Below are 24,223 nucleotides of genomic sequence, written 5' to 3'. Positions count from 1 at the left end.
TCAGCCTCCGGCGACGGCGGGCAGGATGGTGACGCTCGCGCCCTCGGGCACGTCCGCGTCGAGCCCGCCCGCGAAGCGAACATCCTCGTCGTCGACGTAGATGTTGACGTAGCGGTTCAGCTTGCCGTCCTTGAGCAGCCGCTCCGCGAGGCCGGGATGGTTGGCGTCGAGGTTCTCGATCAGCGCGGACAGGGTCGAGCCCTGCGCGTCGACGCGCTTCTCGCCTCCGGTAAGGCCACGCATGATGGTCGGGATGGACACGGTTACCGGCATGGGGACTCCTCGAATTCGACGAACATAGGGCTACTAAACGGTCTCGTACGCATCAACGATCTGGACCGGCTCCTCGGTGACCGCACCGTCCACGATCCGGTAGCTGCGCAGTTCGTGCTGCTCGGGATCGCGGGTGGAGATCAACACGTAATGCGCGAACGGCTCGGACGCATAGGAGATATCGGTGCGGCTCGGATAGGCCTCGGTGGCGGTATGGGAGTGGTAAATCACGACCGGGGTCTCGTCGGCATCATCCATCGCCCGCCACACCTTCAGCTGTTCACCGGAATCGAACCGGTAGAAGGTCGGCGAGCGCTCGGCGTTGACCATGGCGATGAACCGCTCAGGTCGATCCGAACCCTCCGGACCGGCGATGACTCCGCAGGCCTCGTCCGGGTGATCGGCGCGCGCGTGCGCCACCATCGCCTCCACCAGGTCGGTCCTGATCACCAGCACGAGTCACCCTTCCGCATTCGGCACATCCGCCGCCGACATATCGCACCCGACAACGACCCAGAATATTCGGCTATTCCCACCCACCTCTCGGCCGGTACCCTCCCCGACGCTGTTGCCATGGCTGCCGCACACTTTCGCGAAACCCGCCCGGCATGTCGAGCGGCGAGTCGATGTGCGAGGCCGCCCGAAACTCTGCGGCACCCGCCCCGAGCGCGACAAGCCGATAGCCGAGACCGTCCGAAGCTATGCGGGCCCGCTAGGAGCGCGAGAAGAGATCGGAGTACGCGGGAATGCCCGCCACGGAGTGGGCGGACAGGATCGCGTCGACGATGGCGCGCTCGACGCAGACGGCCGCCGCTGTACAGATCTCGTCGAGGGCCAGGAGGACGGATGGGAACGCAGGCGGCAGCGGGGCCTCGGTGATTTCGGCGGTGCCGGTGGACAGGGCGAAGAGGGTATCGCCGTCGAGGGGTGAGTGGGCGGGCCGGATGGCGCGAGCGAGCCCGTCGTGGGCTGTGGTCGCTAGGCGCTGACAGCTGGCCGGGTCCAGGGGCGCGTCAGTGGCGACCACGCCGATGGTCGTGTTGAGAACGGTGCCCTTGACCGGGAGGGTGTTGGCCACGGCCAGTTGCTCGGCCGTAGCGGGAGACAGGCCGAATGCGTCGGGTCCCTCGGTGCCGATGCCCCATGGCAGGCCGGTGCGCGGGTCGAAAACCGAGCCGACCGGGTTGGCGACCACCAGCGCCGCCACGGTGACGCCCGCGGCGGCACCCGCGCCGAGCAAAACGCTGGCCGTTCCCACCCCACCCTTGATCGAACCCGCCCGCGCACCGACGCCAGCGCCGACGCATCCGCGCTCGAACTCCTCCGCGGCGGCCTCGGCCGCAAGGAAGCCGAAATCAGCGGTCGGTCGAATTCGCCAGTCCCCCACCGGAAGATCGAAGATCACCGCGGCAGGAACGATGGGCACCACTCGACTCGGATCGGCCGGATCCATCGGAATGCCCTCGTGATGTTCCTCGAGCCAACGCATTACGCCGTCCGCTGCCGCGAGCCCGTAAGCGCTGCCGCCGGTGAGTAGGATCGAATTCACTTGGCGCACAGTATTACCCGGGTCGAGTAGATCGGTTTCCCTGGTGCCCGGCCCGCCGCCGCGCACATCGACCGCGGCGATCGCACCGCCGGGCACGCGCACGACGGTGCAGCCGGTCGCCGCACCGGAACCCAGCGTCGCGTCCGGATCGAGCATATGGTGGTGCCCGACGAGCAGGCTGGGGACATCGGTGAGCGAATTCCGTGGTCCCGCTTGCGCATTCACAGCACACACTCCTCGAGCATCACGGCCCGACGCCGTCAGGGCGCGAGGGCTTGCAGCAGGGAATCCTGCATCCAGGTCAGCCAGTGGTACACATCCAGATGCGGCCCGCGCGGATCATCCGGTTCGAGGTGATCCGGTGTCTCGGCATCGATTCCGAGCACCGTGCCCAAAGCCAGCCGCACATCGGTCAGGGCGGTCAACCACGCGTCGGCCTGCTCGGGTGTCAGCACGATCTTCCCGCCGTCGGTCGGCACCGTATTCAGCACCACCGATCCGGCAGCCAACTTGGCGTCGATGATCTCCGGTTCGTGCAGTCCGCGCAGCGCGCTGTTGAGGTCGGCGCGATCGGCGTCGGGCGAGCCCGGTTCGCTCCGGTGGAAGTCCGGCAGTAGCCGGTGCAGCCGGGGATCGTCGGGCGGTGTCGTATTGCCGCTGCGCAGCCCGGTGAGCTCGGCGAGCTCATCGTCGGGTGCGGATTCGGCCCGCTCGGTCAGCAGGCCGGAAACGGCGCCGACCAGGGAACGCAGCACGCTCGCCTCACGCGCGTCCATTTCGGATCGCAGTTTGAGGCCGCTCAGCGAGTTCTTCCGGCTCCACTTACGCACTGACGTCAGGGTAGTCGTACCGGTCAGTCGTCCCGCTGCATGGTCGCCCAGAGCCCTGCGGCATGCAGCCGTCGTACGTCCTGTTCCATTTTGTCCCGCGAGCCCGACGACACCACTGCCTTGCCCTCGTTGTGCACCTTGAGCATCAATTCGGTCGCCTTCGCTTTGCTGTAGCCGAACAGCTTCTGGAAGATGTAGGCGACGTAGTGCATGAGGTTGACCGGGTCATCCCAGACGACCGTCACCCACGGACGATCCTCGGCCTCCAGGATCTCGGTGTATTCGACCGCCTCCGGAGTCGCCTGTGCCGCCGACAGTGTCGCGTTCACTTCGCACAAGGCCATAACACTCAGGGTACGACGCGACTCCGGATACACAACACCCGCGCACCACGAATTGACAGACACCCCGGCCACACCGGCCTATCATGCCCGCCACGGCTGTCTACAGTGGCTTGGGTGGAGATGCGCAGCACCGCACTGCTGACCGATCAGTACGAACTGACCATGCTCGCGGCCGCCCTCGGCGACGGCTCGGCGCACCGCCGCTGCACCTTCGAGGTGTTTGCGCGGCGCTTGCCGAATGGTCGCCGCTACGGCCTGGTCGCAGGTACCGGCCGACTGATCGAAGCGCTGGCGCATTTCCGTTTCGAGGAGCCCGAGCTCGATATCGCGGCCGGTTTCCTGGACTCGAAGACCATCGATTGGCTGCGCGAATACCGCTTCACCGGCGATATCGACGGCTATCCGGAGGGCGAACTGTATTTCCCGGGCTCCCCGATTCTTTCGGTGCGCGGCAGCTTCGCCGAATGCGTCCTGCTGGAGACTCTCGCCCTGTCGATCCTCAATCACGACAGCGCGATCGCCTCGGCCGCCGCCCGCATGGTGAGCGCCGCAGACGGCCGTCGGATCATCGAGATGGGCTCGCGCCGCGCCCACGAACTCGCGGCGCCGTCCTGCGCGCGCGCGGCATATCTGGCGGGCTTCGACGCCACCTCCAATCTGGAGGCCGTGCGCCGCTTCGGCGTGCCCGGTGCGGGCACCAGCGCGCATGCGTTCACTCTCTTGCACAGCAGCGAGGACGGGGCGCATGAGGCGGCGGCGTTTCGGAGTCAGATCGAGGCGCTCGGCGTCGGCACCACACTGCTGGTCGACACTTTCGATATCACCCAGGGGGTGGCGACCGCCATCGAGGTCGCTGGACCCGAATTGGGCGGTGTACGTATTGATTCGGGTGATCTCGGCGTCATGGCCAGGCAGGTGCGCGAGCAACTCGACGGACTCCGCGCGACCAAGACCCGCATCGTGGTCTCCGGCGATCTGGACGAGTACGCGATCGCCGCATTGCGCGCCGAACCGGTGGACGCCTATGGGGTCGGGACATCGCTCGTCACCGGGTCCGGCGCGCCCACGGCCGGAATGGTCTACAAATTGGTCGAGGTGGACGGGCTGCCGGTCGCCAAACGCAGCAGCCACAAGGAGTCGCGCGGCGGCACCAAGAAGGCGATTCGGCTGTCGCGCCGGACCGGTACCGTGATCGAGGAGATCATCTATCCGGCCGCCGGAATCCGGCCCGCCGCAAACGGATTCGAGGTTCACGAGCTGCTGACACCGCTGGTTCGCGACGGCGAACCGGTGGATGAGCTGCCCACGCTGGCGGACAGCCGCAAGTTGGTGGCGCGCGGTTTGGTCAGCCTGCCGTGGGAGGGCCTGAAACTGTCGGCTGGGGAACCTGCGATTCCGACGACATTTGTGACCTGATCCGGACGGCTTCGGCGTGTCCTCGCTTGGCCAGCCATTCCACAAACGAGATCGCTACCAGGACGATCAGGAATCCCTTGATCAGCAGCGGCACCCAGTCACCGACCCCATCGGGTCGGTCACCGAGCAGAACAGCGGTGACGAGATAGGCCGTGTAACCGATCAAGAGTGCGATCGGAATTCTGACGGTACTGCGCACGTGGACCTCCGTGTGTTCGTGGCCCGCCCGATCGATCAGGCGGCACAATGTAATCCACAGACAGGGGCCCGAGTGTTTACACATTCGGTCTTAGATCCTGGGAAAGTGAGGTCGACATGAACCGAGCCTTGATCATCGTCGACGTGCAGAACGATTTCTGCGAGGGCGGATCACTTGCCGTCACCGGCGGGGCGACGGTCGCCCGGCGCATCACCGGCTACCTGGACTCCGCGCATTACAGTGCGGTCGTCGCCACCCGCGACTATCACATTGATCCAGGCGGCCATTTCTCCGAACATCCGGATTACGTGGACACCTGGCCGCCGCACTGCCGGGTCGGCACATCCGGCGCGGATTTCCACCCCGCCCTGAATACCGAACAGATCCAGGAGATCTTCTCGAAGGGCCAATACAGCGCCGCCTATTCGGGTTTCGAGGGCGCCACCGAGGACGGCACCACCCTGGCGGACTGGCTGCGTGAGCGCGCCATCGATGAACTCGACATCGTCGGCATCGCCACCGACCACTGCGTCCGCGCCACCGCGCTGGACGCCCGCATCGAAGGTTTCGACACCCGAGTACTACTGGACTTCACCGCGGGCGTAGCCCCCCACACAACCGCCGCCGCACTAGATCGCATGCGCGCGGCAGGCGTGGACATCGAAGGTTCGGTCGTTCGCTAGCGCAGAGCGTCCACCCCGACCTGCCGCAGGACACGCCGGGTGCGCGTTTGGAAGGTGTGCGAAGCAGGGCGAGGATCCGATCGGGCGGTGATTGGTGTCGGTATGAAGCAGTAGGCTCGTCGGGTGCCTGAACTGCCGCCCGTCTCCGAGCTTTTGGCCACCGCCGTGCGCGCGCTCGGTGGGAAAGAGCGCGTCGGGCAGGTGACGATGGCGGCTGCGGTGGATCACGCCATCGATACCAAGGAGCACCTCGCGGTGCAGGCAGGCACCGGGACCGGGAAGTCGCTGGCATATCTGGTGCCGAGTCTGCGTCATGCGGTGCGCACCGGCCGGACCGTGGTGGTGTCGACCGCGACGATCGCGCTGCAGCGGCAGCTCGTCGACCGGGACCTGCCGCGACTGGCCCAAGCGCTGAGCAAGCCGCTCGGTCGGGAAGCGAAGTTCGCGATCCTCAAGGGGCGCAACAACTATCTGTGCCTGAACAAGATCAACAGCGTGATTCCGGACGAACCCGCGGAGGCCGAACTCTTCGACGCATTCGCCATCTCACGCTTGGGCCGGGAGGTGCAGCGGCTCAACGAATGGGCCTCGAATACCGAAACCGGCGATCGGGACGAGCTCGCTCCCGGCGTCACCGATCGGGCCTGGCGGCAGGTCAGCGTGTCGTCGCGGGAATGCCTCGGCAAGTCGCGCTGCCCGTTCGGCCAGGACTGCTTCGCCGAACTCGCCAGGGCCGAATCGGCGCAGGCCGATGTGGTGGTGACCAATCACGCCCTGCTCGCCATCGACGCGATCAGCGGCATCCAGGTGCTGCCCGAACACGATGTGGTCATCATTGATGAGGCGCACGAATTGGTCGATAGGGTCACCGGCGTTGCCACCGCCGAACTGGCCGCATCGGCGATCAGCGCCGCGGCCCGGCGCTGCGCCAAACTCATCGATCAGCAGGAAGTGGACCGGCTGGAGGAGGCCGCGGAGGCCTGGCACACGGTGCTCGACGAACTGCCCACCGCCCGCTGGGACGCACTGCCCGATGGTATCGCGCCGGTGCTCGCACTGGTCCGCGACGCCGCCTGGAATGCCCGCACTGCGCTCGCGCCACAGGGCGGCACCACCGCATCGGGCGATCCGGAGAGCGCCGCCGCCCGCACCCAGGCGCTGGCCGCCATCGATGAGGTGCACGACAGCGCGGTGCGCGCGTTGACCGCGTTCGACGAATCCGATCCCGCCAAGCGTCACGATGTCATCTGGCTCGCGGCCGACGAGATGCGCGGCGTCACCCGACGCACGCTGCGAATGGCGCCGCTGTCGGTGGGCGGACTTCTGCGCAGCCGACTTTTCGGCACCGCCACCGTTGTGCTGACCTCGGCCACACTCCAGATCGGCGGCTCCTTCGACGGCCTCGCTATCACCTGGGGGTTGCCCGCACAATCGACCAACCGCAGCGATACCGCGACCGCCAACGGCGCCGAAGCGCCCTCGGACACGGAGACCGTCCGCTGGAGTTCGCTCGATGTCGGTTCGCCGTTCGATCATGCCAAGTCGGGAATCCTGTACGTCGCGAAGCATCTGCCCGCCCCCGGCCGCGACGGTCTGGCACCGGCCTACCTCGATGAGATCGAGCGGCTGATCAGTGCCGCTGGTGGGCGCACGCTCGGGCTGTTCTCCTCGATGCGCGCCGCACGCGCGGCCACCGACGCGCTGCGCGAGCGGCTCGATACGCCAGTTCTGTGTCAGGGCGACGATGCGACCGGCGCGCTGGTGCGCAAGTTCGCCGACGACCCGGAGACCTCACTTTTCGGCACACTGTCGCTGTGGCAGGGCGTCGATGTGCCGGGCCCGTCGCTGAGTCTGGTGATCCTGGATCGGATTCCGTTCCCACGCCCCGACGATCCGCTGCTGACCGCGCGACAGCGAGCCGTCGAGTCGCGCGGTGGCAATGGCTTCATGACCGTCGCGGCCAATCACGCCGCACTGCTGCTGGCACAGGGCACCGGCAGGCTCTTGCGCAGCGTCGATGACCGCGGTGTGGTCGCAATCCTCGATTCCCGTTTGGCGACCGCGCGCTACGGCGGCTATCTGCGGGCCTCACTCCCGCCGTACTGGGAGACCGCCGATCCCGAAGTCGTCACCAAAGCGCTGCGGCGACTCGCCGCCGCAAGCGCCTGAGCTGCACAAACTGTGAAGACACTCACAAAGGCTGCCGATATTTCCAGGCAGAAGTAAATTGAGAAATCGATACTTCGGTGCAACCCCAATTCCCGCACCGGATGTATCGGCGGTCCCCGCGCCAAGCCCTGCACGCGGCGCGGGGACACCACGCATCCCTGTCACGGCTGGTCCACACCTGAGACCATTTCCGCAATGGCGCACTAGCCAGATATCGACACCCTCGGCGAATTCTTGGTCAGCGCAAGATCTATGGATGATTGCCGGGCGATCTTCGCACGCATCGAAGCCGACCTCAGCGGACGCCTCCTCGACTGCCCTGGCGGCGCAGTAAGTTTCACCGCAGAGCGAGTCAGCCAAGACGATCTGGTCACACATCCGCGAACAGAACTGCACGACAAGGGCATCCGCTCATAGCTGCGGGAAACCGTCTCCGCGGTGCAAGGCCCCTCCTCGGTCACCGCGCCGCGATCTGTTACGAGATCAGAGCGTCCACTTGAGGATCAAGGTGATGACAGCAGCGATCACGGCCACCGCGATGGCGGCCCCACCCCACACAATGCCCTGACGCTGCCACGGACGGCCGTGGTCGAGGGCGAACTTGCCGGGGCCGGTGAAAGCGACAGCCGCACCGACGGCGGCGAACAGCACGGGCATTTCGTAGCCCTTACCGGTCAGCAGGCCGCCACCCCAGGTGGCATTTATCGCATTGATCATGGTGCCGAGCACAATCGCCGAGGCCAGCGGCGTCAGCAGGCCGAGCAGCAGCAGAATGCCACCGGTGAATTCGCTGAGTCCGGCGAGGGTGCCGAACACTTTTCCGGGGTTGTAGCCCATGGAATCGAAGGCGGCGGCGTTGGCGCTCCAACCCATGCCGCTGAACCAGCCGAATAGTTTTTGAGCACCGTGGGCCGCGAGCAGGCCGCCGAAGACGACGCGCAGCACCAGGAGGCCGATATCGGCGGCGGAGTTGTCGAGGGTGGTGGTACTCGGATCGGTGGGGCGCCCGAGTGTGCGGTTGGTATTCATGCTGGTCCTCATCCGTGCATCGGTTATGAACACATGACTTGCTTAGCCTCGGCAATGAATCGGACTGCGGTCCGATTATCGCACAGAGCGACCCCACCGCGCGATAGGTGCGACTTATTCCGCGAGGAAGAAAAAATACCCGAGGAACATCACCATCAGCGCCCACATCGCCGGATGCACCTCTTTGATGCGTCCCTTCGCGACCATGACGATCGGATAGAACAACATGCCCATCGCGAGTCCATTCGCGATCGAGTAGGTCAACGGCATCATGACGACGGTGATGAAAGCCGGAATCGAGTACTCCAGCCGATTCCAGTCGATCTCGCCGAGCGCGCGGGCCATGAGCACGCCGACCACGATCAACGCGGGCGCGGTAATGGCCGCCGAACCAGCGACCACGGCGAAGATCGGGTAGCAGAACATGGCGACCAGGAACCAGCCCGCGGTAGTCACTGCGGTCATGCCGGTCCGTCCGCCAGCGGAAACGCCTGCGGTCGATTCGACATAGGCGGTGGTGGTCGAGGTGCCGATGACCGCGCCCGCCATGGTGCCCACCGAGTCCGCGGCAAGTGCGCTGGCCGCGCGCGGCAGTTTGCCGTCCTTGTCGAGCAGTCCGGCCTGGTTCGCGACGCCGATCAGGGTGCCGGAACAGTCGAAGAAGTCGACGAAGAGCATGGTGAGAATTACGACCGCCATCTGGCCAGTAAACGCATCGGGCAGGTGGATGATCGCTTGGCCGAAGGTGTGCTCGAGTCCCTTCGGCATCGCGACAACGCCCTTGGGCAGATCGACCAGACCGCTGATGACGCCCACGATGGCCGTGAGCACGATGCCGTAGAGCACCGCCCCGTGCCAACCGATGACCAGAAACACCACAGTCATCACGAGACCGAACAGTGCCAGCAGCGTGGTGCCCTTGGTGAAGTCGCCGAGCGTGACAAGAGTGGCCTCGCTATTGACCACGATGCCCGCGTTCTTCAGGCCGAGGAATGCCACGAACATGCCGATGCCCGCACCGACCGCCAGCTTCATCTGCATCGGAATCGCATTGAGGATGCGTTCACGCACCTTGGTGATCGCGAGTACGAAGAAGATCACCCCGGACAGGAAGGTCCCCGATAGCGCCACCTGCCACGGGATCCCCATTCCGAGCACGACCGAATAAGCGAAGAAGGCATTCAGGCCCATACCCGGTGCGAGCGCGATCGGATATTTGGCCCACACCCCCATGACCAATGTGCCGAAGACCGCGGCGACGGCCGTCGCGGTGAAGACCGCCTGCATGGGAATGCCCCTGGCGCCGAGCGCGCCCTCGTCGCCGAGCACCGATGGATTCACGGCGAGGACATAGGACATGGCGAGGAAGGTGATGGTTCCGGCCATCAGCTCGCGTTTCATGGTCGAACCGTTCGAACTGATGCCGAAGTACGCGTCCAGGCGTCCTCGGGTTCGCGTCAGCACGTCGGTGACCATGGGGCTCTCCAGTCGAAAAAGAGTACGGGGTGCCAGGGCACGGTAGCCGACAATTCACTGGTCACCCATGGTCAGGTGTCGGTTTCCATGAGCAGCGTCACGGAAGCCATCTCGGAAAGATCGATTGCCGCGCACCGAACTGACAGTCCAGATACCGAACGAATTCACCATGAAGGTCGAGCAATTCTTCGACCGCACCGGCGGCATATTCGGTACCCGCAGCTTCGTCGCCGAAACCACGCTCGGGGCCCGCGAGAGTCCTGGTTCAACCCCGAGCTCAGCGTAGGTCCCGGCCTCGCGTCACCCGTTCGGAGCGATTACCAGGCCCAGTTCGGAATCGCTGGCAAGCAATTCGTTGTGCGGGAGGACGCGGACCGTGTAGCCGACGGCACCGGACAGGGGGACCGGGGTTTCGACGGTGAAAAGGTCGACGCCGGACTCGGATCCGGTGTGGGTCATCGGGAAGGTGGCGGTGTCGGAGAGGTCGTCGGTCGGTGAGACTCGGCCGAGTACCGCTTGGACGGACACGTCGGAAGGGGTCAGGCCACCGAGGTCGATGCGGGCGGCGAGGGACAGTTCGGCGCCGATGATCGGAGTGTCGGGCAGGCCCGCACTGTCGACCTGGATGATCTTGACCGAGGACCAAGCCGCCTCGACTCGACGGCGGTACTCCGAAACCGCTCCGGCACCAGCGAATTCGTCGGCGGCCGCACGTCGACCGGCGGATGCGGCGGGGGCGTAGTACCCGACGGCATAGTCGCGAACCATACGCGAGGCCAGCACCTTCGGGCCGAGTGTTTGCAGCGTGTGACGCACCATCTCCACCCAGCGCACCGGCATATCCGAGCCATCGCGATCGTAGAAGCGCGGCGCGACGGTGCGTTCGAACAGATCGTAGAGGGCGGCGGCCTCGAGGTCGTCGCGGCGATGTTCATCGGAGACGCCGTCGGCGGTCGGTATAGCCCAACCGTTTTCGCCGTCGTACATCTCATCCCACCAGCCGTCGCGGATGGAGAGGTTGAGCCCGCCGTTGAGCGCGGACTTCATACCCGAGGTGCCGCAGGCCTCCAGCGGACGCAGCGGGTTGTTCAGCCAGACATCACAGCCCCAGTACAGGTAGCGGGCCATGGAGATGTCGTAGTCGGGCAGGAAGACGATGCGATGACGCACTTCCGGATCGTCGGCGAACCGCACGACCTGCTGAATCAGTGTCTTGCCGCCATCGTCGGCAGGGTGACTCTTACCCGCGACGACCAATTGCATCGGCCGATCAGGATCCAGCAGCAGCGCACGCAAGCGCTGCGGATCACGCAGCATCAGGGTCAGCCGCTTGTAGGTCGGCACCCGGCGCGCAAAGCCAACGGTCAATACATTCGGATCGAAAACGCTGTCGACCCAACCCAATTCAGCCGAGGCCGCACCGCGCTCCAGCCAAGACGCGCGCACTCGGCGGCGCACCTCGGCAACGAGGGTGGCGCGCAGGGTATTCCGGGTCGACCACAATTCACCCAGGTCGAAGTCGCGCAGCTTCTCCCAGCCACGCGCCTCCTCGACCAGCTCGGGTCCGATGTGTTCGCGTGCCTTGTCGAACCATTCACGTGCGGCCCAGGTCGGGGCGTGCACACCGTTGGTGACCGAACCGATCGGTACCTCGGTCGCGTCGAAGCCCGGCCACAGCGGCGCGAACATGGCGCGACTCACCTCGCCGTGCAGTTTGGAAACACCATTGGCGCGCTGGGCGAGTCGCAAGCCCATATGCGCCATATTGAACACCGATGGATCGGCTTCGCGACCGAGCGCGACAATGCGGTCGACGGAAAGCCCTGGCAGCATTGCGGATTCGGATTCGCCGTGACCACCGCCGAAATACCTGCGCACCAACGGCATCGGGAACCGGTCGATACCAGCTGGCACCGGCGTATGCGTGGTGAACACGGTCGCCGCCCGCACCGCGGTGAGTGCGGTATCGAAATCCAATCCGGCCGAGACGAATTCACGGATCCGCTCGACACCGAGGAATCCGGCGTGGCCCTCGTTCATATGGAACACATCGGGATCCGGCACCCCGGCGGCTCGCGTATAGGCGCGCACCGCCCGCACCCCACCGATACCGGCGAGGATCTCCTGCTTGATTCGATGGTCCTGATCACCGCCGTAGAGCCGGTCGGTGACCGCGCGCAGTTCCGGACCGTTTTCGGCGATATCGGAATCCAACAGCAGCAAAGGCACCCGCCCGACCTGCGCGATCCATACCCGCGCCCGCAGCACCCGCTGATCGGGCATGGCCACATGGATCAGCACCGGCGAACCTTCGGTGGTCAGCAGCCGCAATGGCAGCCCCTGCGGATCCAGCGCCGGATAGTGCTCGGACTGCCAACCGTCCGCGGTCAGCGACTGCCGGAAGTAGCCGGACCGGTAGAGCAATCCGACGCCGATCAGCGGCAGCCCCAGATCCGATGCGGACTTCAGATGATCACCGGCGAGAATCCCGAGGCCACCCGAATAGTTCGGCAGGACCTCGGTGACTCCGAATTCCATCGAGAAATAGGCGATACCGCGCACGGGCTCGTCGGTCTGCCGCTGGAACCAGCCCGGCCGCGTCAGGTAATCGCGCAGATCCGCGGCCGCGGCATCCACTCGCCCGACGTAGTCCGCATCGGCGGCGAGCTCGTCCAGCCGCGCCGCGGGCACCTCGCCCAGCATCCGCACCGGATCGTGGCCGAGTTCGCGCCACAGCGCAGGATCGAGCTCCGCGAACAGATCCTGGGTAGGCCAATGCCACGACCAACGCAGATTCGTGGAAAGTTCGCCCAGGGCCGCCAAACGCTCGGGCAGATGGGCACGGACGGTGAAACGACGGAGTGCCTTCACGTGCCGAACCCTACCGAATGCCGCACCCCCGGTCGCTCCAGCCGCCCAGGTCACTTGACCAAATGCGCCGCATCCGCGATCAGGGTCGACGGAAGAGCGGCAGACCCCGACCATCAGACCACATGCAGCCGCACCGCAGGGTCGAGGGCGGCGAGGTCGTCGGGGTCGGAGGTGACGACCATGATCGACTGCACAGCATGAGCAAGCACGATCACTTGTGCATCGACCACATCAGCGGTGCCAGTGGCGGCCAGCAAGGCGCCGACCGCGATGGCATGGGTCTCGCTGAGTTCGGCGACGGTGACCGTATGCGCTTTCAAAAGCCGCGAAATCGCATGCAGACGTGGACTGTTCCGCCATGTCTGTGCCAGAACTGTTGCAGGGATGAGGATTTGGTAATTCCGTCGGGTTGCTTCATGCAACACCGCGACGGCGCGGGAGTTGCGTTTTTCGAGGCCGATCAGTGCTCCGGAGTCGAGCACAATCATGCGGCACCGCCGAGGTGGTCCGCCGCTGCGGCCGCCTCGGCAGCGTCGAGAGCGACGCCGGCCTCTTCTCGGTCGACGGCGGTGACCCCAGCCTCGGTAGCGAGTTCGGTGAGGACTGCCTCAGCGGCGGCCCAATCGGGTTCACGGCGGGCCAGCGCGGCGAACCAGGACAATACGGAGGACGCTAGTCCTGCCTCGACGGCGCGATCCGCTTTGGCGGCAAGGTCGTCGGGGATCGAAATGGTAATACGTGCCAAGACCAGCACGATACTCAAAAGTATGAACTTTTCATACCGTTGAGTATCCGGCGGACGCAATGCCGTTGGCCGCTGCGACGCCCAGTCCGAATAATGGCTCGCGACCAACCGGAGCGGATGAGAGCATCAGCTGATGCCGCACTGGATCGATGTGCTCCCCCAGTTCCTGTTGGCCTGCCTCATCCTGGCCGCCCTGCCGGGACCGGCGACGGCGTTGTTCCTCCAACGCGCGGTGCGGGACGGTCGCACGGCAGGCCTGGCGGCGGTGGCCGGGAACGAGATCGGGGTTTTCGGGTGGACGCTCGCCGGTGGCGCAGGTCTGTCGGTGCTGCTGGTCGCGAACCGGTTCATGAACACCGCGGTGCACGTCATCGGGGCGTTGGTGTTGATCTGGCTCGGCGTGCAGGCCTGGCGCGGCGCCCGCGGTGACGACGAATTCGGCAGCACGATGACCAAGCTGTTGCCGACCGGGCGCACCCCGGGTTCGGCCTTCCGCGCCTCGCTGATCTCGATCGCGGCGAATCCGAAGGCGGCCGTCTTCGGCCTGACGATCCTGCCGCAGTTCCTGCCATCGAGCGGTCCAGTACTACCGACCGTGCTGATCCTGGCAGGTATCCAACTGGTCATCGATACGGCCTGGTGCATCGGCATCGTGCTTGCCGCGGACCGGGCCGGGACCTGGCTGCGACGAACCGGAATCCGCCAGCGCGTGGAGCGCGCGCTCGGCGCGATCTTGGTCGCACTCGGTCTCGGTCTGGCGGCCGACGCACGCTGATCCCGTCCAACCGCCCCGCAACCGGTAGGTTGGTCGACGTGACCGGCCGCATCGCAATCGATGACACCGCCCCCGCGATATGGCTGTGCGACAGCTCGGCCAAGGCCGTGGTCGGCGAGGTCTTTCCGGTGCGCACCGTGGTCTGGCGCGAGGGCCATGACGCCGTCTCCGCCACGCTCGCGGTGCGCGGCCCCGGCTCGTCGCGGATCACCCGCATTCGCATGACGCCGGACTATGAACCGGATGTCTTCAACGCCACCTTCGTACCCAACCTGCCCGGCACGTGGACCTACCGCATCGAGGGCTGGAGCGATCCGATCGCCACTTGGCGGGCGGCGGTGGAAGCCAAGCTGGCAGTCGGACAGAGCGCCGCCGACCTCGCCAACGACCTCGAACTCGGCGCCCGGCTGTTCGAGCGGGCCGCGCAGGCGGTGCCCAAGAAGCAGTTCGAGCGCTTGCGCGCGGCAGCGACGGCATTGCGCGCCGATGCACAGCTACCCGCTCGGGTCGCCCCCGCCTTCAGCGCTGAGGTCGCTCAGATTCTGCGCGATACGCCCTTGCGGGACTTTGTCACTCGCGGCCCGCAGCATTCGGTGCTGGTGGAACGTCAACGCGCACTGTACGGCTCGTGGTACGAATTCTTCCCGCGCTCGACCGGCGGCCGCGATGCCGAGGGCAACCCGATCCACGGTAACTTCGCCACCGCCGCAAAAGAATTGCCGCGTATCGCGGGCATGGGCTTCGATGTGGTCTATCTGCCGCCGATCCACCCGATCGGTGAGATCAACCGCAAGGGCCGCAATAACGCGCTCGCCGCCGAACCCGGTGACGTCGGATCCCCGTGGGCGATCGGGTCGAAGCAGGGCGGGCACGACGCAATCCATCCCGAACTCGGCAGCACCGCCGACTTCGCCGAATTCGTCGCCACCGCAACCCGACTCGGCCTGGAGGTCGCCCTCGACCTGGCGCTGCAGTGCGCACCGGATCATCCCTGGGTCGGCGCGCATCCGGAGTGGTTCACCACCCTCCCGGACGGCACCATCGCCTACGCCGAGAATCCGCCGAAGAAGTACCAGGACATCTACCCGGTCAACTTCGACAACGATCCGGACGGGCTCTACGCGGAAGTACTTCGCGTCGTCCGGCACTGGATCAGCTTGGGCGTCAAAATCTTCCGTGTCGACAACCCGCACACCAAGCCAGCCGATTTCTGGGAATGGCTGATCGCGACGGTGCGGCGCAGCGATCCGGACGTGATCTTCCTGTCCGAGGCATTCACCCGACCGGCCCGGCTCTACGGACTGGCCCGCCGCGGATTCAGCCAGTCCTATACGTATTTCACCTGGCGCGTCGCCAAATGGGAGCTGACCGAATTCGGCAACGAACTGGCCGCCAAGGCCGACGAGGCCAGACCGAACCTGTTCGTCAACACTCCCGACATCCTGCACGAAAGCCTGCAGCACGGCGGGCCAGGCATGTTCGCCATCCGCGCGGTGCTGGCCGCGACCATGGGCCCGACCTGGGGTGTCTACTCCGGATTCGAACTTTTCGAGCATCAGGCGGTGCGCCCGGGAAGCGAGGAATACCTGGACTCGGAGAAGTACGAGCTGCGCCCGCGCCCGTTCGCCGAGGCGCTCGCGCGCGGAGAATCCTTGGAGCCGTGGATTACTCGACTCAACGAGATCCGCCGTGCACATCCGGCACTGCAGCAGTTGCGCTGCATCCACTTCCACCACATCGACAACGACGCACTGCTGGCCTATTCCAAGGTCGATCCGGTCAGCGGTGATGCGGTGCTGGTCGTGGTGAATCTGAATCCCTATGGGGCCGAATGGGGCATGATCTCGCTCGACCTGCCCGCCATCGGCCGCGAATGGCACGACCATCCGGTGGTGTTCGACGAGGTCAGCGGCGAGGAATACCACTGGGCGCAGACCAATTACGTGCGCCTGGATCCGGCACGCGCGGTAGCCCACATTCTCACGCTGCCCGCGGTACCACAGCAGGCGCGCGCGGAACTGGCCTTCCGGAGGACATTTCGATGAAACGTCGCGATCTCATGCTGCTCGCGGCGGGCACCCACACCGATCCGCATACCGTGCTCGGCGCGCACCCGCATCCCGACGGCACGATCGTCCGGGTATTGCGCCCGCATGCCGATACGGTGTTCGCCAGGGTCGGTGGCGTCGACCATCCGCTGAAGTCGTTGGGGCACGGCATTTTCGCCGGTATCGTACCGCATCCGGACCTGATGGACTACCGCATCGTCACCAATTACCAAGGCGGACAGACGATCATCAGCGCGGACGGCTACCGATTTCTGCCCACGGTCGGTGAGCTGGATCTGCATCTCATCGGCGAGGGCCGCCACGAACACCTGTGGGCGGTCCTCGGCGCGCACCCGCGCCACTACACCACCCTCGACGGCGAGGTGGACGGGACTTCGTTCGCCGTCTGGGCACCGAATGCCCGGGGTGTCACCGTGATCGGCGATTTCGACGAGTGGAGCGGGAATACCGCACCGATGCGTTCGCTCGGATCCTCGGGAGTCTGGGAAGTTTTCGTGCCGGGGGTCGGTGTCGGCACCAAGTACAAGTTTCGGGTGCACGGCGCTGACGGACGCACCGTCGATCATGCCGATCCGCTGGCCTTCGCGACGGAGTTGCCCCCGGCGACGGCATCGGTGGTCACCGAAAGCAATTACGTCTGGTCCGACGCTGATTGGGTCGCGACGCGCGAACGCACCGACCCGACCCGCGCCCCGATGAGTGTCTACGAAGTGCACCTGGACTCCTGGCGTCCTGGCCTCGGCTACCGCGAATTGGCCGATCAGCTCGCGGATTACGTGCGCGCGGCCGGATTCACCCATATCGAACTGCTGCCGATCGCCGAGCACCCGTTCGGCGGCTCCTGGGGATACCAGGTCACCTCGTATTACGCGCCCACCGCCCGCTTCGGCGCCCCCGACGATTTCCGGGCCTTCGTCGACCGCATGCACGCGGCAGGCATCGGCGTTCTGCTCGACTGGGTGCCCGCCCACTTCCCCCGTGACGAATGGGCACTCGCACGGTTCGACGGCACCGCGCTCTACGAGCACGCCGATCCACGCCGCGGCGAGCAACTCGACTGGGGGACCTATATTTTCGATTTCGGCCGCAATGAGGTGCGCAACTTTCTAGTGGCCAATGCGCGGTACTGGATCGAAGAATTCCATATCGACGGACTGCGCGTCGACGCGGTCGCCTCCATGCTGTACCTGGATTACTCACGCGCCGAAGGCGAATGGGAACCCAATGTGCACGGCGGTCGGGAGAATCTGGAGGCCGTCGACTTCCTCCAAGACCTCAACGAAACCGTGCACCGCCACCATCCCGGCGTCGTCACCATCGCCGAGGAATCCACCACCTGGCCCAGTGTCACCCGCGGTGCCGATGTCGGCGGTCTCGGCTTCACCATGAAGTGGAATATGGGCTGGATGCACGACACCCTGGGCTATCTGGGACGCGATCCGATCCACCGATCCTGGCACCACAACGAGATCACCTTCTCGCTGGTGTACGCGTGGAGCGAGAACTATGTGCTGCCGATCAGCCACGACGAGGTCGTGCACGGTAAGGGCACGCTCTGGACCAGAATGCCCGGCGACGATTTCGCCAAGGCGGCGGGGGTGCGCGCACTGCTGGCCTACATGTGGTCGCATCCCGGTAAGCAATTGCTGTTCATGGGCCAGGATTTCGGTCAGTTCCGGGAATGGTCACACGATCGCGGCCTGGACTGGCACGAACTGGAAAACCCACTGCACCAAGGAATTACCGCCGCTGTCCGGGATCTGAACGCGGTCTACCGCGCCCGGCCCGCGCTATGGAGCCAGGACACCAGCCCCGGCGGCTACTCCTGGGTCCAGGCCGACGATCGCGAAAACAATGTGATCGCCTTCCTGCGCTACGGCTCCGACGGTTCGGTCATCGCCTGCATCTTCAACTTCTCCGGCTCGATGCACGGCGAATACCGCGTCGGCCTGCCGACGGCGGGCACCTGGCGCGAAATCCTCAATACCGACGCCGCCGAATACGGCGGCTCCGGCATCGGAAACCTGGGCGGCGTCAAGGCGACCGATGAGCCATGGCACGACCGACCCGCTTCGGCCACCGTGGCGCTGGCCCCGAACACCGCAATCTGGCTCGCACCAGAGCCATAAGCCACCACGCGGCTAAGGCGGTGGGTCGAGCCGCAGCGCTCAGCCCGGGATTCGACCCCGTCGCGCTGCCCCCGAACACCGGGATCCAGCCCGCGCCAGAGCCATAAGCCACCACACGAGTAGGTCGAGCAAGCCGAGCCGCAGCGCCCAGCCCGACCTCGGCCACAGTAGCGCAGCCCCGAACCAAGATTTGGGCCGAGCCGAAGACAGACACCGCTACGTAGGTAGGTCGAGCACAGCGCTCTAGCCGGGCTTCGGCCACCATGGCGGCCACAAACACCGCACTCTGGCCGCGCCCGAGATACAAGACACCAGCTGGACGAGCCGCAGGCCCCCGCGGTGTTCAGCTGCGCCGGTCCCATAGCGCTCGGTACTCAGCTGCGCCATTGCGTTGCCGATGACCGCGCCCGGCGATAGACCGCGCCGATGTGATCGGCGGATAGGGCCCGGCGATCGCATCGGCGCACACTATCCGCCCATGCCATGCGCGCCGCAGCGGCAGGTCAGTACAGCGCAGCAGCCAACTTGCGGCGGGCCGCAATCACGAAAGGCTCTGCCGGGTCGAACAATTCGAAGAGTTCGAGCAGCCGAGTGCGCGCCCTGGTGCGATCATCGCCCGCCGTCTTCTTGATCACGGCGATCAACCGGTCGAACGAGGCCTCCGGCTGCTGGCTCAACATTTCGACGTCGGCGGCGTCCATGGCCGCGTCGACATTGGCCGGATCGGCATCAGCAGTGGCGATCGCGGAATCCGAAACGGCCTGGGCACGGGACAGGAAGCGCAATTGACGCAGCGCGCTCTTAGCCTCCTCATTGCCCGGCTCCGCGGCGATGATGGCCTCATAGGCCGCTTCGGCACCGGCTATATCGCCGCGCTCTAGCGCGGCCTCCGCGGCCGTGAAACGCGGGTCCTCGACCGCCTGAGGCTGCTCACCGCCCTCGAGCTGGCCGCCGACCGCCTCGACGACCGCGCTCAGCCACTGCCGGACCTGCGGCTCCGGCTGGGCGCCCTCGAAATCCGCGAGCGGTCGGCCACCGGCCACCGCGATCACCGTCGGGATGCCCTTCACACCGAACGCCTGCGCGATCCGCATATTGGCCTCGGCCTCGACCGTCGCCAGATCCCACGCGCCCGCGCCCTCCTGGACGAGCCGCTCCAGCGTCCGGACGAGTTCGACGCTGCCCGGGCTGCGCTGCGAATACAGCGCGACGACCACCGGCACTTGGGTGGACCGGCGCAGCACCTTGGTTTCGAAATCCGCCTCGGAGACGGCGTAGGCGCCGCCTCCCGCTCCCGACGTACCGGCCGGGGGCTGCTTCAGGCTGGACAAATCCACCGCACCGGACATAGCGGCGGCGACGGCTGGCGAAGGGCGGCGGGCAGCAGGTCGAGTCACAGTTTCCAGTTTGTCACGGCGTGACCGACGCCTGGGCTCCGGAGTCGACAGAACCGACCTCGCTCAGCTCACCGAGCTTGCCCGCGCGCACCGCCCACACCTCGAAGAGCACGGTGAAGAACGGCGGAATGCTGGACAGCAGCGCGAGCACCGTGGTCTTGGTGTTCCAGGCCAACTCGCGAGCCGCGAGGATCGCGGTTATGACGAACAGGATGAAGATGATGCCGTGCGTCATCCCGAACACCTTGACCGGCCACAGCACCGGGTCGGGGAGTCGCTTGAACACCATGCCGACGATCAGGAAGACCCAGGAGATCGCCTCCAGCACGGCGATGAAGCGGAACCGCTTGGCCACGGTGCTCAAGTCGAAGAAATTGCCCATGGCCACCATTGTGCCGGACTGCTACGACGGGCCGTAGTTGAACCGGTCACACCTGACCTCCGCCGACCCGGTATACGCCGGGCCGACGGAGGCGAGGATTACACCTTGATGATCAGCGCGTCACCCTGACCGCCACCGCCGCAGAGCGCGGCCGCACCGATACCGCCGCCGCGCCGCTTCAACTCCAGCGCCAGATGCAGCAGGATGCGTGCACCGGACATGCCGAGCGGGTGCCCGATGGCGATCGCGCCACCGTTGACATTCACCTTCTCCGGATCGATGCCCAGCTTGCGGGTGGATGCGATGCCGACCGCCGCGAACGCCTCGTTGATCTCCACCAGATCCAGCTCGGCGGGCGAAATGCCTTCGCGCGCGCAGGCCTTGGCGATCGCATTGGCGGGCTGATCCTGCAACGTCGAATCCGGACCCGCCACCACGCCAGCGGCGCCGATCTCGGCGATCCAGCTCAGGCCGAGCGACTGCGCCTTCTCCTTGCTCATCACGACCACCGCGGCCGCGCCGTCGGAAATCTGTGAGGCGGTGCCGGCGGTAATGCTGCCGTCCTTGCGGAAGGCCGGACGCAGCTTGCCCAGTGACTCCGCGGTGGTGTCGGCGCGGATGCCCTCGTCGGCGCTCACCACGATTGGGTCGCCCTTGCGCTGCGGCACCGAGACCGGGACCACCTCGTCATCGAAGACGCCGTTCTTCCACGCCGCCGCCGCACGCTGGTGCGAGGCCGCCGCGAACGCGTCCTGATCCTCCCGGCTGACCGGCTCGGCGTCATTGCGCTGTTCGGTCAGCGCACCCATCGGCTGGTCGGTGAAGATGTCGTGCAAACCGTCGTATGCCATGCTGTCGCGCAGCGTCACATCGCCGTATTTGTAACCCTCCCTGCTCTTTTCGAGCAGATGCGGGGCCTGGCTCATGGATTCCTGACCGCCAGCGACGACGATCTCGTACTCACCCGCGCGGATGAGCTGATCCGCGAGCGCGATCGCATTGATACCGGACAGGCACACCTTGTTCACCGTCAGTGCGGGCACATCCATCGGAATGCCCGCGGCCACGGCCGCCTGCCGGGCCGGGATCTGTCCCGCACCCGCGGTGAGCACCTGACCCATGATCACGTAGTCGACCTGCTCCGGTGCGACGCCGCCCTTGTCCAGCGCGGCCTTGATAGCGAAACCGCCCAGCTCGGAACCAGTGAAGTCCTTGAGACCTCCGAGCAGCCGACCGACCGGGGTACGCGCACCGGAAAGGATCACGGTTGTGGTCACGACGAGCCTCGCATTCATTGATTCGGAACAGCGTCGCGCACCTGACACCCGCGACGTCAACCTCTGTACTCAAAGGTAGCTTGTCCTAGTCGAACGCCCTCTACCAGGTACGCGCTACGTTCGAAGGGTGAGCAACGTTATCGACCCGTCGAACTTCATCCCCGGTGACTACATCATCGCCGTCGACCATGTCGGCATCGCCGTACCCGACCTGGATGCCGCGATTGCCTGGTATGCCGACAATCTCGGCATGATCGAGACCCATCGCGAGGTGAACGAGGCCCAAGGTGTGCACGAGGCGATGCTGTCTTTGCCCGGTGCACCGGACAGCGCGACTGCCCTGCAGTTGCTGGCGCCGCTCAACGCGGAGTCCACGATCGCGAAATTCATCGACCGCAGCGGTCCGGGCCTGCAGCAACTCGCGTATCGTGTCACCGATATCGAGGCCGTTTCCACATACCTTCGTGATCGAGGTCTGCGTTTGCTGTACGACGCCCCCCGTCACGGAACCGCCGATTCTCGCATCAATTTCATTCACCCGAAGGATGCTGGCGGTGTGCTGATCGAGTTGGTCGAGCCGAACGCGAATGTTACGCACTAGTATCAAGATCGGGCCTGAAAAACTCGTCTGGATCACATTCGCGGTCGAGTCACCATGAGGTGCAAGTAGGCTGTAGTTTGTGTGCCATGTCGTCACCTGAGTCCGATCGCAATCGCTTCGTTGCACTGCCCTTCACCGTTGTGCGCAAGGGTTATGCGCAAGACGAGGTACGCAACTACTTCGACCGTTTCGATGCCGAGTTAAGGGTCACCGCCACAGATCGGGATGCCGCTGCGGCGCAAGCCCGTAACCTTGCCAGCCAGCTGGAGGACGCGCGGGACGAGATCGACGAACTTCGTAAGGAAGTCGATCGCCTTTCGGTTCCGCCAACCACTGCGGAAGGCATGTCCGACCGCATCTCTCGGATGCTGCGACTGGCTTCCGACGAGGCTTCCGAGGTCCGCGCGCTCGCGCAGGCCGAGGCGGCGGAAATGGTGTCGATCGCCGAGCAGCAGGCCACCGAAATGCGTGGCAAGTACGAATCGCTGCTCGCCGAGACCAAGGAGAAGCGCGAGGCGCTCGAGATCGAATTCGAGCAGACCCTGGCGAATGCGCGTACCGAGTCCGCCAAGATCATCGAGGCCGCTCAGGCCGAGGCCGACCGCCTCGGCAAGGAAGCCGATGCCAAGCGCAAGGCGACCCAGCAGGACTTCGAGGCCACCATGGCGGAGCGTCGCACCAAGCTCACCCGCGCCATGGAGGAGCTCGAGGCCACCAGCCGCGCCGAGGCCGCCCAGCGGATCAAGGACGCGACCGACGAGTCCAACCGCCTCATCACCTCCGCCACCCAGACCTCCGAGCGCAAGATCGCGCACGCCAAGGAACTCGCCGAGGAAATGCGTGTACTGCGCGGCCGGGTGCTCGCCCAGCTGCTCGGCATCCGCGGCCAGCTCGACTCCGTACCCGCCATGCTCGCTGCCGTCAACCGGGAAAGCGAACTGCTGGACGGTGTTCCGGATCAGCGCAAGTCCATCGGCGGTGGCACCAAGTCGGTGACCGGCGGTTCACGCGCCAAGGCAATCCCTGAGGTCTCGGCCGAGGAAGACGACATCGACGCCGACGAGCGCGAGAACGCCGAAATCAGCAACTGACAACGGCGGGCTGAGCGGCGACAAACGCAACACCCCAACCGAATTCACACCAAGGCCGCCCCACACCTGGGGCGGCCTTCCTAATGTCCGGACATCGCCCGTATTGGACATACGCCGCCACAACAATATTCCGCCCCACCGAAACACCCAGCGTCCCTGGCGCATTCGTCACGAACTCCGCGTCTACCCCAGAGATCCTCGGCCGCAGACGAACTGATAGATATTGCGGGTCAGCAACATTTGAGTGATAGCACCATCAGTGTTTTTGGCCACCACCGTCACATCGGTGAGATCGGGTTGTTCGAGAAACGCGGCAATGAGGTTGGCGACACCAACTGGTGTCAGACGCCCGGTACCTCTCGACGTGGGAGTGTTTCGACCTCCGCACTTCCGTTTTGGTCCCGCCCGCTGTCTGTCAGGCGCACCCTTGATCCATCGGGGGCCCGTCTGAAACGCACCGTTTGCGGTAGCCGCACACCGTCTGCGCGAGTGCGTACCGGCGGGGCGGTCGGATGCAGGGCAGGATTGCTCAGGGCTGCAGGGGGATTCAGGACCAGCGGCGGGTGATTCGGCGGGTGCGACGACCGTTCCAGCAGCCGCGGTGCCAGTGCCTGCGATCGTCTTCGCCATCATCGACCGCCCACGCGACGATATGGGCAACCCCTGGCAGGATTTCGTGATCGCAGCCGGGGCAGCGATACATTTTGGTCGCCCGGCTACCCGGGATGGTTCGCACGATATACATATCGTCGCTGTCCGGCCCGGCCTCCCGCCGACCGAAGACATCGCCGATCGGCACAGCATCCTCCTGCGAGCCGCCCACCTGGCGTTCCATCCGCGGTTTCCGTCGAGGCATCTCATGAGCCTAGGTCGTAGCCGAGTTCACGCCGCGCCTGCGGTCCATCCCACCCGCACCGC

Annotated in this window: 22 protein-coding genes; 8 read left to right on the top strand and 14 right to left on the bottom strand. The window is 65.6% G+C overall.

Annotation, left to right across the window (positions count from 1 at the left end):
* From ACQP2U_RS06255 to clpS, 5 genes are all read right to left on the bottom strand, one after another.
* Positions 1 to 273, bottom strand: a complete 273-nt coding sequence (locus tag ACQP2U_RS06255; RefSeq protein ID WP_397035190.1) for a MoaD/ThiS family protein — start codon at positions 271 to 273, stop codon at positions 1 to 3.
* 33 nt (positions 274 to 306) lie between these two features.
* Positions 307 to 729 carry a Mov34/MPN/PAD-1 family protein gene (locus tag ACQP2U_RS06250; RefSeq protein WP_433713792.1) on the bottom strand — a complete coding sequence of 141 codons (423 nt, stop codon included), beginning with the start codon at positions 727 to 729 and terminating at the stop codon, positions 307 to 309.
* A gap of 256 nt (positions 730 to 985) precedes the next feature.
* Positions 986 to 2,047 (bottom strand): P1 family peptidase, encoded by a 1,062-nt coding sequence (locus ACQP2U_RS06245; RefSeq protein ID WP_433713791.1) that lies wholly within the window; start codon positions 2,045 to 2,047, stop codon positions 986 to 988.
* Positions 2,048 to 2,082: 35 nt separating this feature from the next.
* Complete coding sequence (locus ACQP2U_RS06240) at positions 2,083 to 2,652, bottom strand: DUF2017 domain-containing protein (RefSeq protein WP_364355678.1); 570 nt, start codon at positions 2,650 to 2,652, stop codon at positions 2,083 to 2,085.
* A 23-nt stretch (positions 2,653 to 2,675) separates the two neighbouring features.
* Positions 2,676 to 2,996 (bottom strand): ATP-dependent Clp protease adapter ClpS, encoded by a 321-nt coding sequence (gene clpS / locus ACQP2U_RS06235; protein ID WP_040687186.1) that lies wholly within the window; start codon positions 2,994 to 2,996, stop codon positions 2,676 to 2,678.
* Between the two features lie 120 nt (positions 2,997 to 3,116).
* On the opposite strand from clpS, the gene ACQP2U_RS06230 reads away from it, so the two are divergent.
* The 3 genes from ACQP2U_RS06230 (at position 3,117) to ACQP2U_RS06220 (ending at position 7,463) form a co-directional block, all read left to right on the top strand.
* The gene (locus tag ACQP2U_RS06230; protein WP_433716383.1) at positions 3,117 to 4,412 is read left to right on the top strand and encodes a nicotinate phosphoribosyltransferase; all 1,296 of its coding nucleotides are present in this window, start codon (positions 3,117 to 3,119) and stop codon (positions 4,410 to 4,412) included.
* A 315-nt stretch (positions 4,413 to 4,727) separates the two neighbouring features.
* On the top strand, positions 4,728 to 5,294 hold the full coding sequence (locus tag ACQP2U_RS06225; protein WP_433713790.1) for a nicotinamidase: 567 nt from the start codon (positions 4,728 to 4,730) through the stop codon (positions 5,292 to 5,294).
* Positions 5,295 to 5,417: 123 nt separating this feature from the next.
* Positions 5,418 to 7,463, top strand: a complete 2,046-nt coding sequence (locus ACQP2U_RS06220) for an ATP-dependent DNA helicase (RefSeq protein ID WP_433713789.1) — start codon at positions 5,418 to 5,420, stop codon at positions 7,461 to 7,463.
* Between the two features lie 483 nt (positions 7,464 to 7,946).
* Here the strand turns inward: ACQP2U_RS06220 and ACQP2U_RS06215 are convergent, their stop codons facing one another.
* The 5 genes from ACQP2U_RS06215 to ACQP2U_RS06195 all read right to left on the bottom strand — a co-directional run bounded on the left by ACQP2U_RS06215 (position 7,947) and on the right by ACQP2U_RS06195 (position 13,584).
* Positions 7,947 to 8,492 carry a DoxX family protein gene (locus tag ACQP2U_RS06215; protein WP_433713788.1) on the bottom strand — a complete coding sequence of 182 codons (546 nt, stop codon included), beginning with the start codon at positions 8,490 to 8,492 and terminating at the stop codon, positions 7,947 to 7,949.
* 114 nt (positions 8,493 to 8,606) lie between these two features.
* On the bottom strand, positions 8,607 to 9,968 hold the full coding sequence (locus ACQP2U_RS06210; protein ID WP_433713787.1) for an NCS2 family permease: 1,362 nt from the start codon (positions 9,966 to 9,968) through the stop codon (positions 8,607 to 8,609).
* A 300-nt stretch (positions 9,969 to 10,268) separates the two neighbouring features.
* Positions 10,269 to 12,839 (bottom strand): alpha-glucan family phosphorylase, encoded by a 2,571-nt coding sequence (gene glgP, locus ACQP2U_RS06205; RefSeq protein ID WP_433713786.1) that lies wholly within the window; start codon positions 12,837 to 12,839, stop codon positions 10,269 to 10,271.
* A gap of 113 nt (positions 12,840 to 12,952) precedes the next feature.
* A complete protein-coding gene (locus tag ACQP2U_RS06200) occupies positions 12,953 to 13,327 on the bottom strand; it encodes a hypothetical protein (protein WP_433713785.1) in 375 nt (124 codons plus the stop codon).
* Complete coding sequence (locus ACQP2U_RS06195) at positions 13,324 to 13,584, bottom strand: hypothetical protein (protein WP_433713784.1); 261 nt, start codon at positions 13,582 to 13,584, stop codon at positions 13,324 to 13,326. The genes ACQP2U_RS06200 and ACQP2U_RS06195 overlap by 4 nt, the downstream gene beginning before the upstream one ends.
* 133 nt (positions 13,585 to 13,717) lie before the next feature.
* Between ACQP2U_RS06195 and ACQP2U_RS06190 the strand changes: the two genes are divergently transcribed.
* From ACQP2U_RS06190 to glgB, 3 genes are read left to right on the top strand one after another with little or no spacing between them, the layout of a single operon-like run.
* Positions 13,718 to 14,359 carry a LysE family translocator gene (locus tag ACQP2U_RS06190; protein ID WP_433713783.1) on the top strand — a complete coding sequence of 214 codons (642 nt, stop codon included), beginning with the start codon at positions 13,718 to 13,720 and terminating at the stop codon, positions 14,357 to 14,359.
* A gap of 38 nt (positions 14,360 to 14,397) precedes the next feature.
* The gene (locus ACQP2U_RS06185; protein WP_433713782.1) at positions 14,398 to 16,404 is read left to right on the top strand and encodes a maltotransferase domain-containing protein; all 2,007 of its coding nucleotides are present in this window, start codon (positions 14,398 to 14,400) and stop codon (positions 16,402 to 16,404) included.
* Positions 16,401 to 18,557: a 1,4-alpha-glucan branching protein GlgB gene (gene glgB, locus ACQP2U_RS06180; RefSeq protein WP_433713781.1), complete on the top strand. Its 2,157-nt coding sequence runs from the start codon at positions 16,401 to 16,403 to the stop codon at positions 18,555 to 18,557. The genes ACQP2U_RS06185 and glgB overlap by 4 nt, the downstream gene beginning before the upstream one ends.
* A gap of 503 nt (positions 18,558 to 19,060) precedes the next feature.
* Here the strand turns inward: glgB and ACQP2U_RS06175 are convergent.
* From ACQP2U_RS06175 to ACQP2U_RS06165, 3 genes are all read right to left on the bottom strand, one after another.
* Positions 19,061 to 19,906: a tetratricopeptide repeat protein gene (locus ACQP2U_RS06175; protein WP_433716382.1), complete on the bottom strand. Its 846-nt coding sequence runs from the start codon at positions 19,904 to 19,906 to the stop codon at positions 19,061 to 19,063.
* A gap of 61 nt (positions 19,907 to 19,967) precedes the next feature.
* Positions 19,968 to 20,345, bottom strand: a complete 378-nt coding sequence (locus ACQP2U_RS06170; RefSeq protein WP_433713780.1) for a DUF3817 domain-containing protein — start codon at positions 20,343 to 20,345, stop codon at positions 19,968 to 19,970.
* A gap of 89 nt (positions 20,346 to 20,434) precedes the next feature.
* Entirely contained in the window at positions 20,435 to 21,613 is a 1,179-nt protein-coding gene (locus tag ACQP2U_RS06165) for an acetyl-CoA C-acetyltransferase (protein ID WP_433713779.1), read from the bottom strand.
* A 127-nt stretch (positions 21,614 to 21,740) separates the two neighbouring features.
* Here ACQP2U_RS06165 and mce point away from each other — a divergent pair, with 127 nt between their 5' ends.
* Complete coding sequence (mce, locus tag ACQP2U_RS06160) at positions 21,741 to 22,214, top strand: methylmalonyl-CoA epimerase (protein WP_433713778.1); 474 nt, start codon at positions 21,741 to 21,743, stop codon at positions 22,212 to 22,214.
* Positions 22,215 to 22,300: 86 nt separating this feature from the next.
* Positions 22,301 to 23,305, top strand: coding sequence for a hypothetical protein (locus ACQP2U_RS06155; protein WP_397035204.1), 1,005 nt, complete (start codon positions 22,301 to 22,303; stop codon positions 23,303 to 23,305).
* A 547-nt stretch (positions 23,306 to 23,852) separates the two neighbouring features.
* Here ACQP2U_RS06155 and ACQP2U_RS06150 read toward each other — a convergent pair.
* The gene (locus tag ACQP2U_RS06150; protein ID WP_433713777.1) at positions 23,853 to 24,161 is read right to left on the bottom strand and encodes an ATP/GTP-binding protein; all 309 of its coding nucleotides are present in this window, start codon (positions 24,159 to 24,161) and stop codon (positions 23,853 to 23,855) included.
* Positions 24,162 to 24,223: the final 62 nt, after the last annotated feature.

Source organism: Nocardia sp. CA-084685, assembly GCF_050955785.1.
Classification (GTDB): Bacteria; Actinomycetota; Actinomycetes; order Mycobacteriales; family Mycobacteriaceae; genus Nocardia.
This window is presented reverse-complemented; position numbering and strand designations above follow the sequence as displayed.

What these genes read in the sequence shown, in the direction of transcription:
- ACQP2U_RS06255 (WP_397035190.1), bottom strand. Translation starts at nt 273, where the DNA reads ATGCCGGTAACCGTGTCCATCCCGACCATCATGCGTGGCCTTACCGGA.
- clpS (WP_040687186.1), bottom strand. Translation starts at nt 2,996, where the DNA reads ATGGCCTTGTGCGAAGTGAACGCGACACTGTCGGCGGCACAGGCGACT.
- ACQP2U_RS06230 (WP_433716383.1), top strand. Translation starts at nt 3,117, where the DNA reads ATGCGCAGCACCGCACTGCTGACCGATCAGTACGAACTGACCATGCTC.
- ACQP2U_RS06225 (WP_433713790.1), top strand. Translation starts at nt 4,728, where the DNA reads ATGAACCGAGCCTTGATCATCGTCGACGTGCAGAACGATTTCTGCGAG.
- ACQP2U_RS06215 (WP_433713788.1), bottom strand. Translation starts at nt 8,492, where the DNA reads ATGAATACCAACCGCACACTCGGGCGCCCCACCGATCCGAGTACCACC.
- ACQP2U_RS06210 (WP_433713787.1), bottom strand. Translation starts at nt 9,968, where the DNA reads ATGGTCACCGACGTGCTGACGCGAACCCGAGGACGCCTGGACGCGTAC.
- ACQP2U_RS06200 (WP_433713785.1), bottom strand. Translation starts at nt 13,327, where the DNA reads ATGATTGTGCTCGACTCCGGAGCACTGATCGGCCTCGAAAAACGCAAC.
- ACQP2U_RS06190 (WP_433713783.1), top strand. Translation starts at nt 13,718, where the DNA reads ATGCCGCACTGGATCGATGTGCTCCCCCAGTTCCTGTTGGCCTGCCTC.
- glgB (WP_433713781.1), top strand. Translation starts at nt 16,401, where the DNA reads ATGAAACGTCGCGATCTCATGCTGCTCGCGGCGGGCACCCACACCGAT.
- ACQP2U_RS06175 (WP_433716382.1), bottom strand. Translation starts at nt 19,906, where the DNA reads ATGTCCGGTGCGGTGGATTTGTCCAGCCTGAAGCAGCCCCCGGCCGGT.
- ACQP2U_RS06170 (WP_433713780.1), bottom strand. Translation starts at nt 20,345, where the DNA reads ATGGTGGCCATGGGCAATTTCTTCGACTTGAGCACCGTGGCCAAGCGG.
- ACQP2U_RS06155 (WP_397035204.1), top strand. Translation starts at nt 22,301, where the DNA reads ATGTCGTCACCTGAGTCCGATCGCAATCGCTTCGTTGCACTGCCCTTC.
- ACQP2U_RS06150 (WP_433713777.1), bottom strand. Translation starts at nt 24,161, where the DNA reads ATGCCTCGACGGAAACCGCGGATGGAACGCCAGGTGGGCGGCTCGCAG.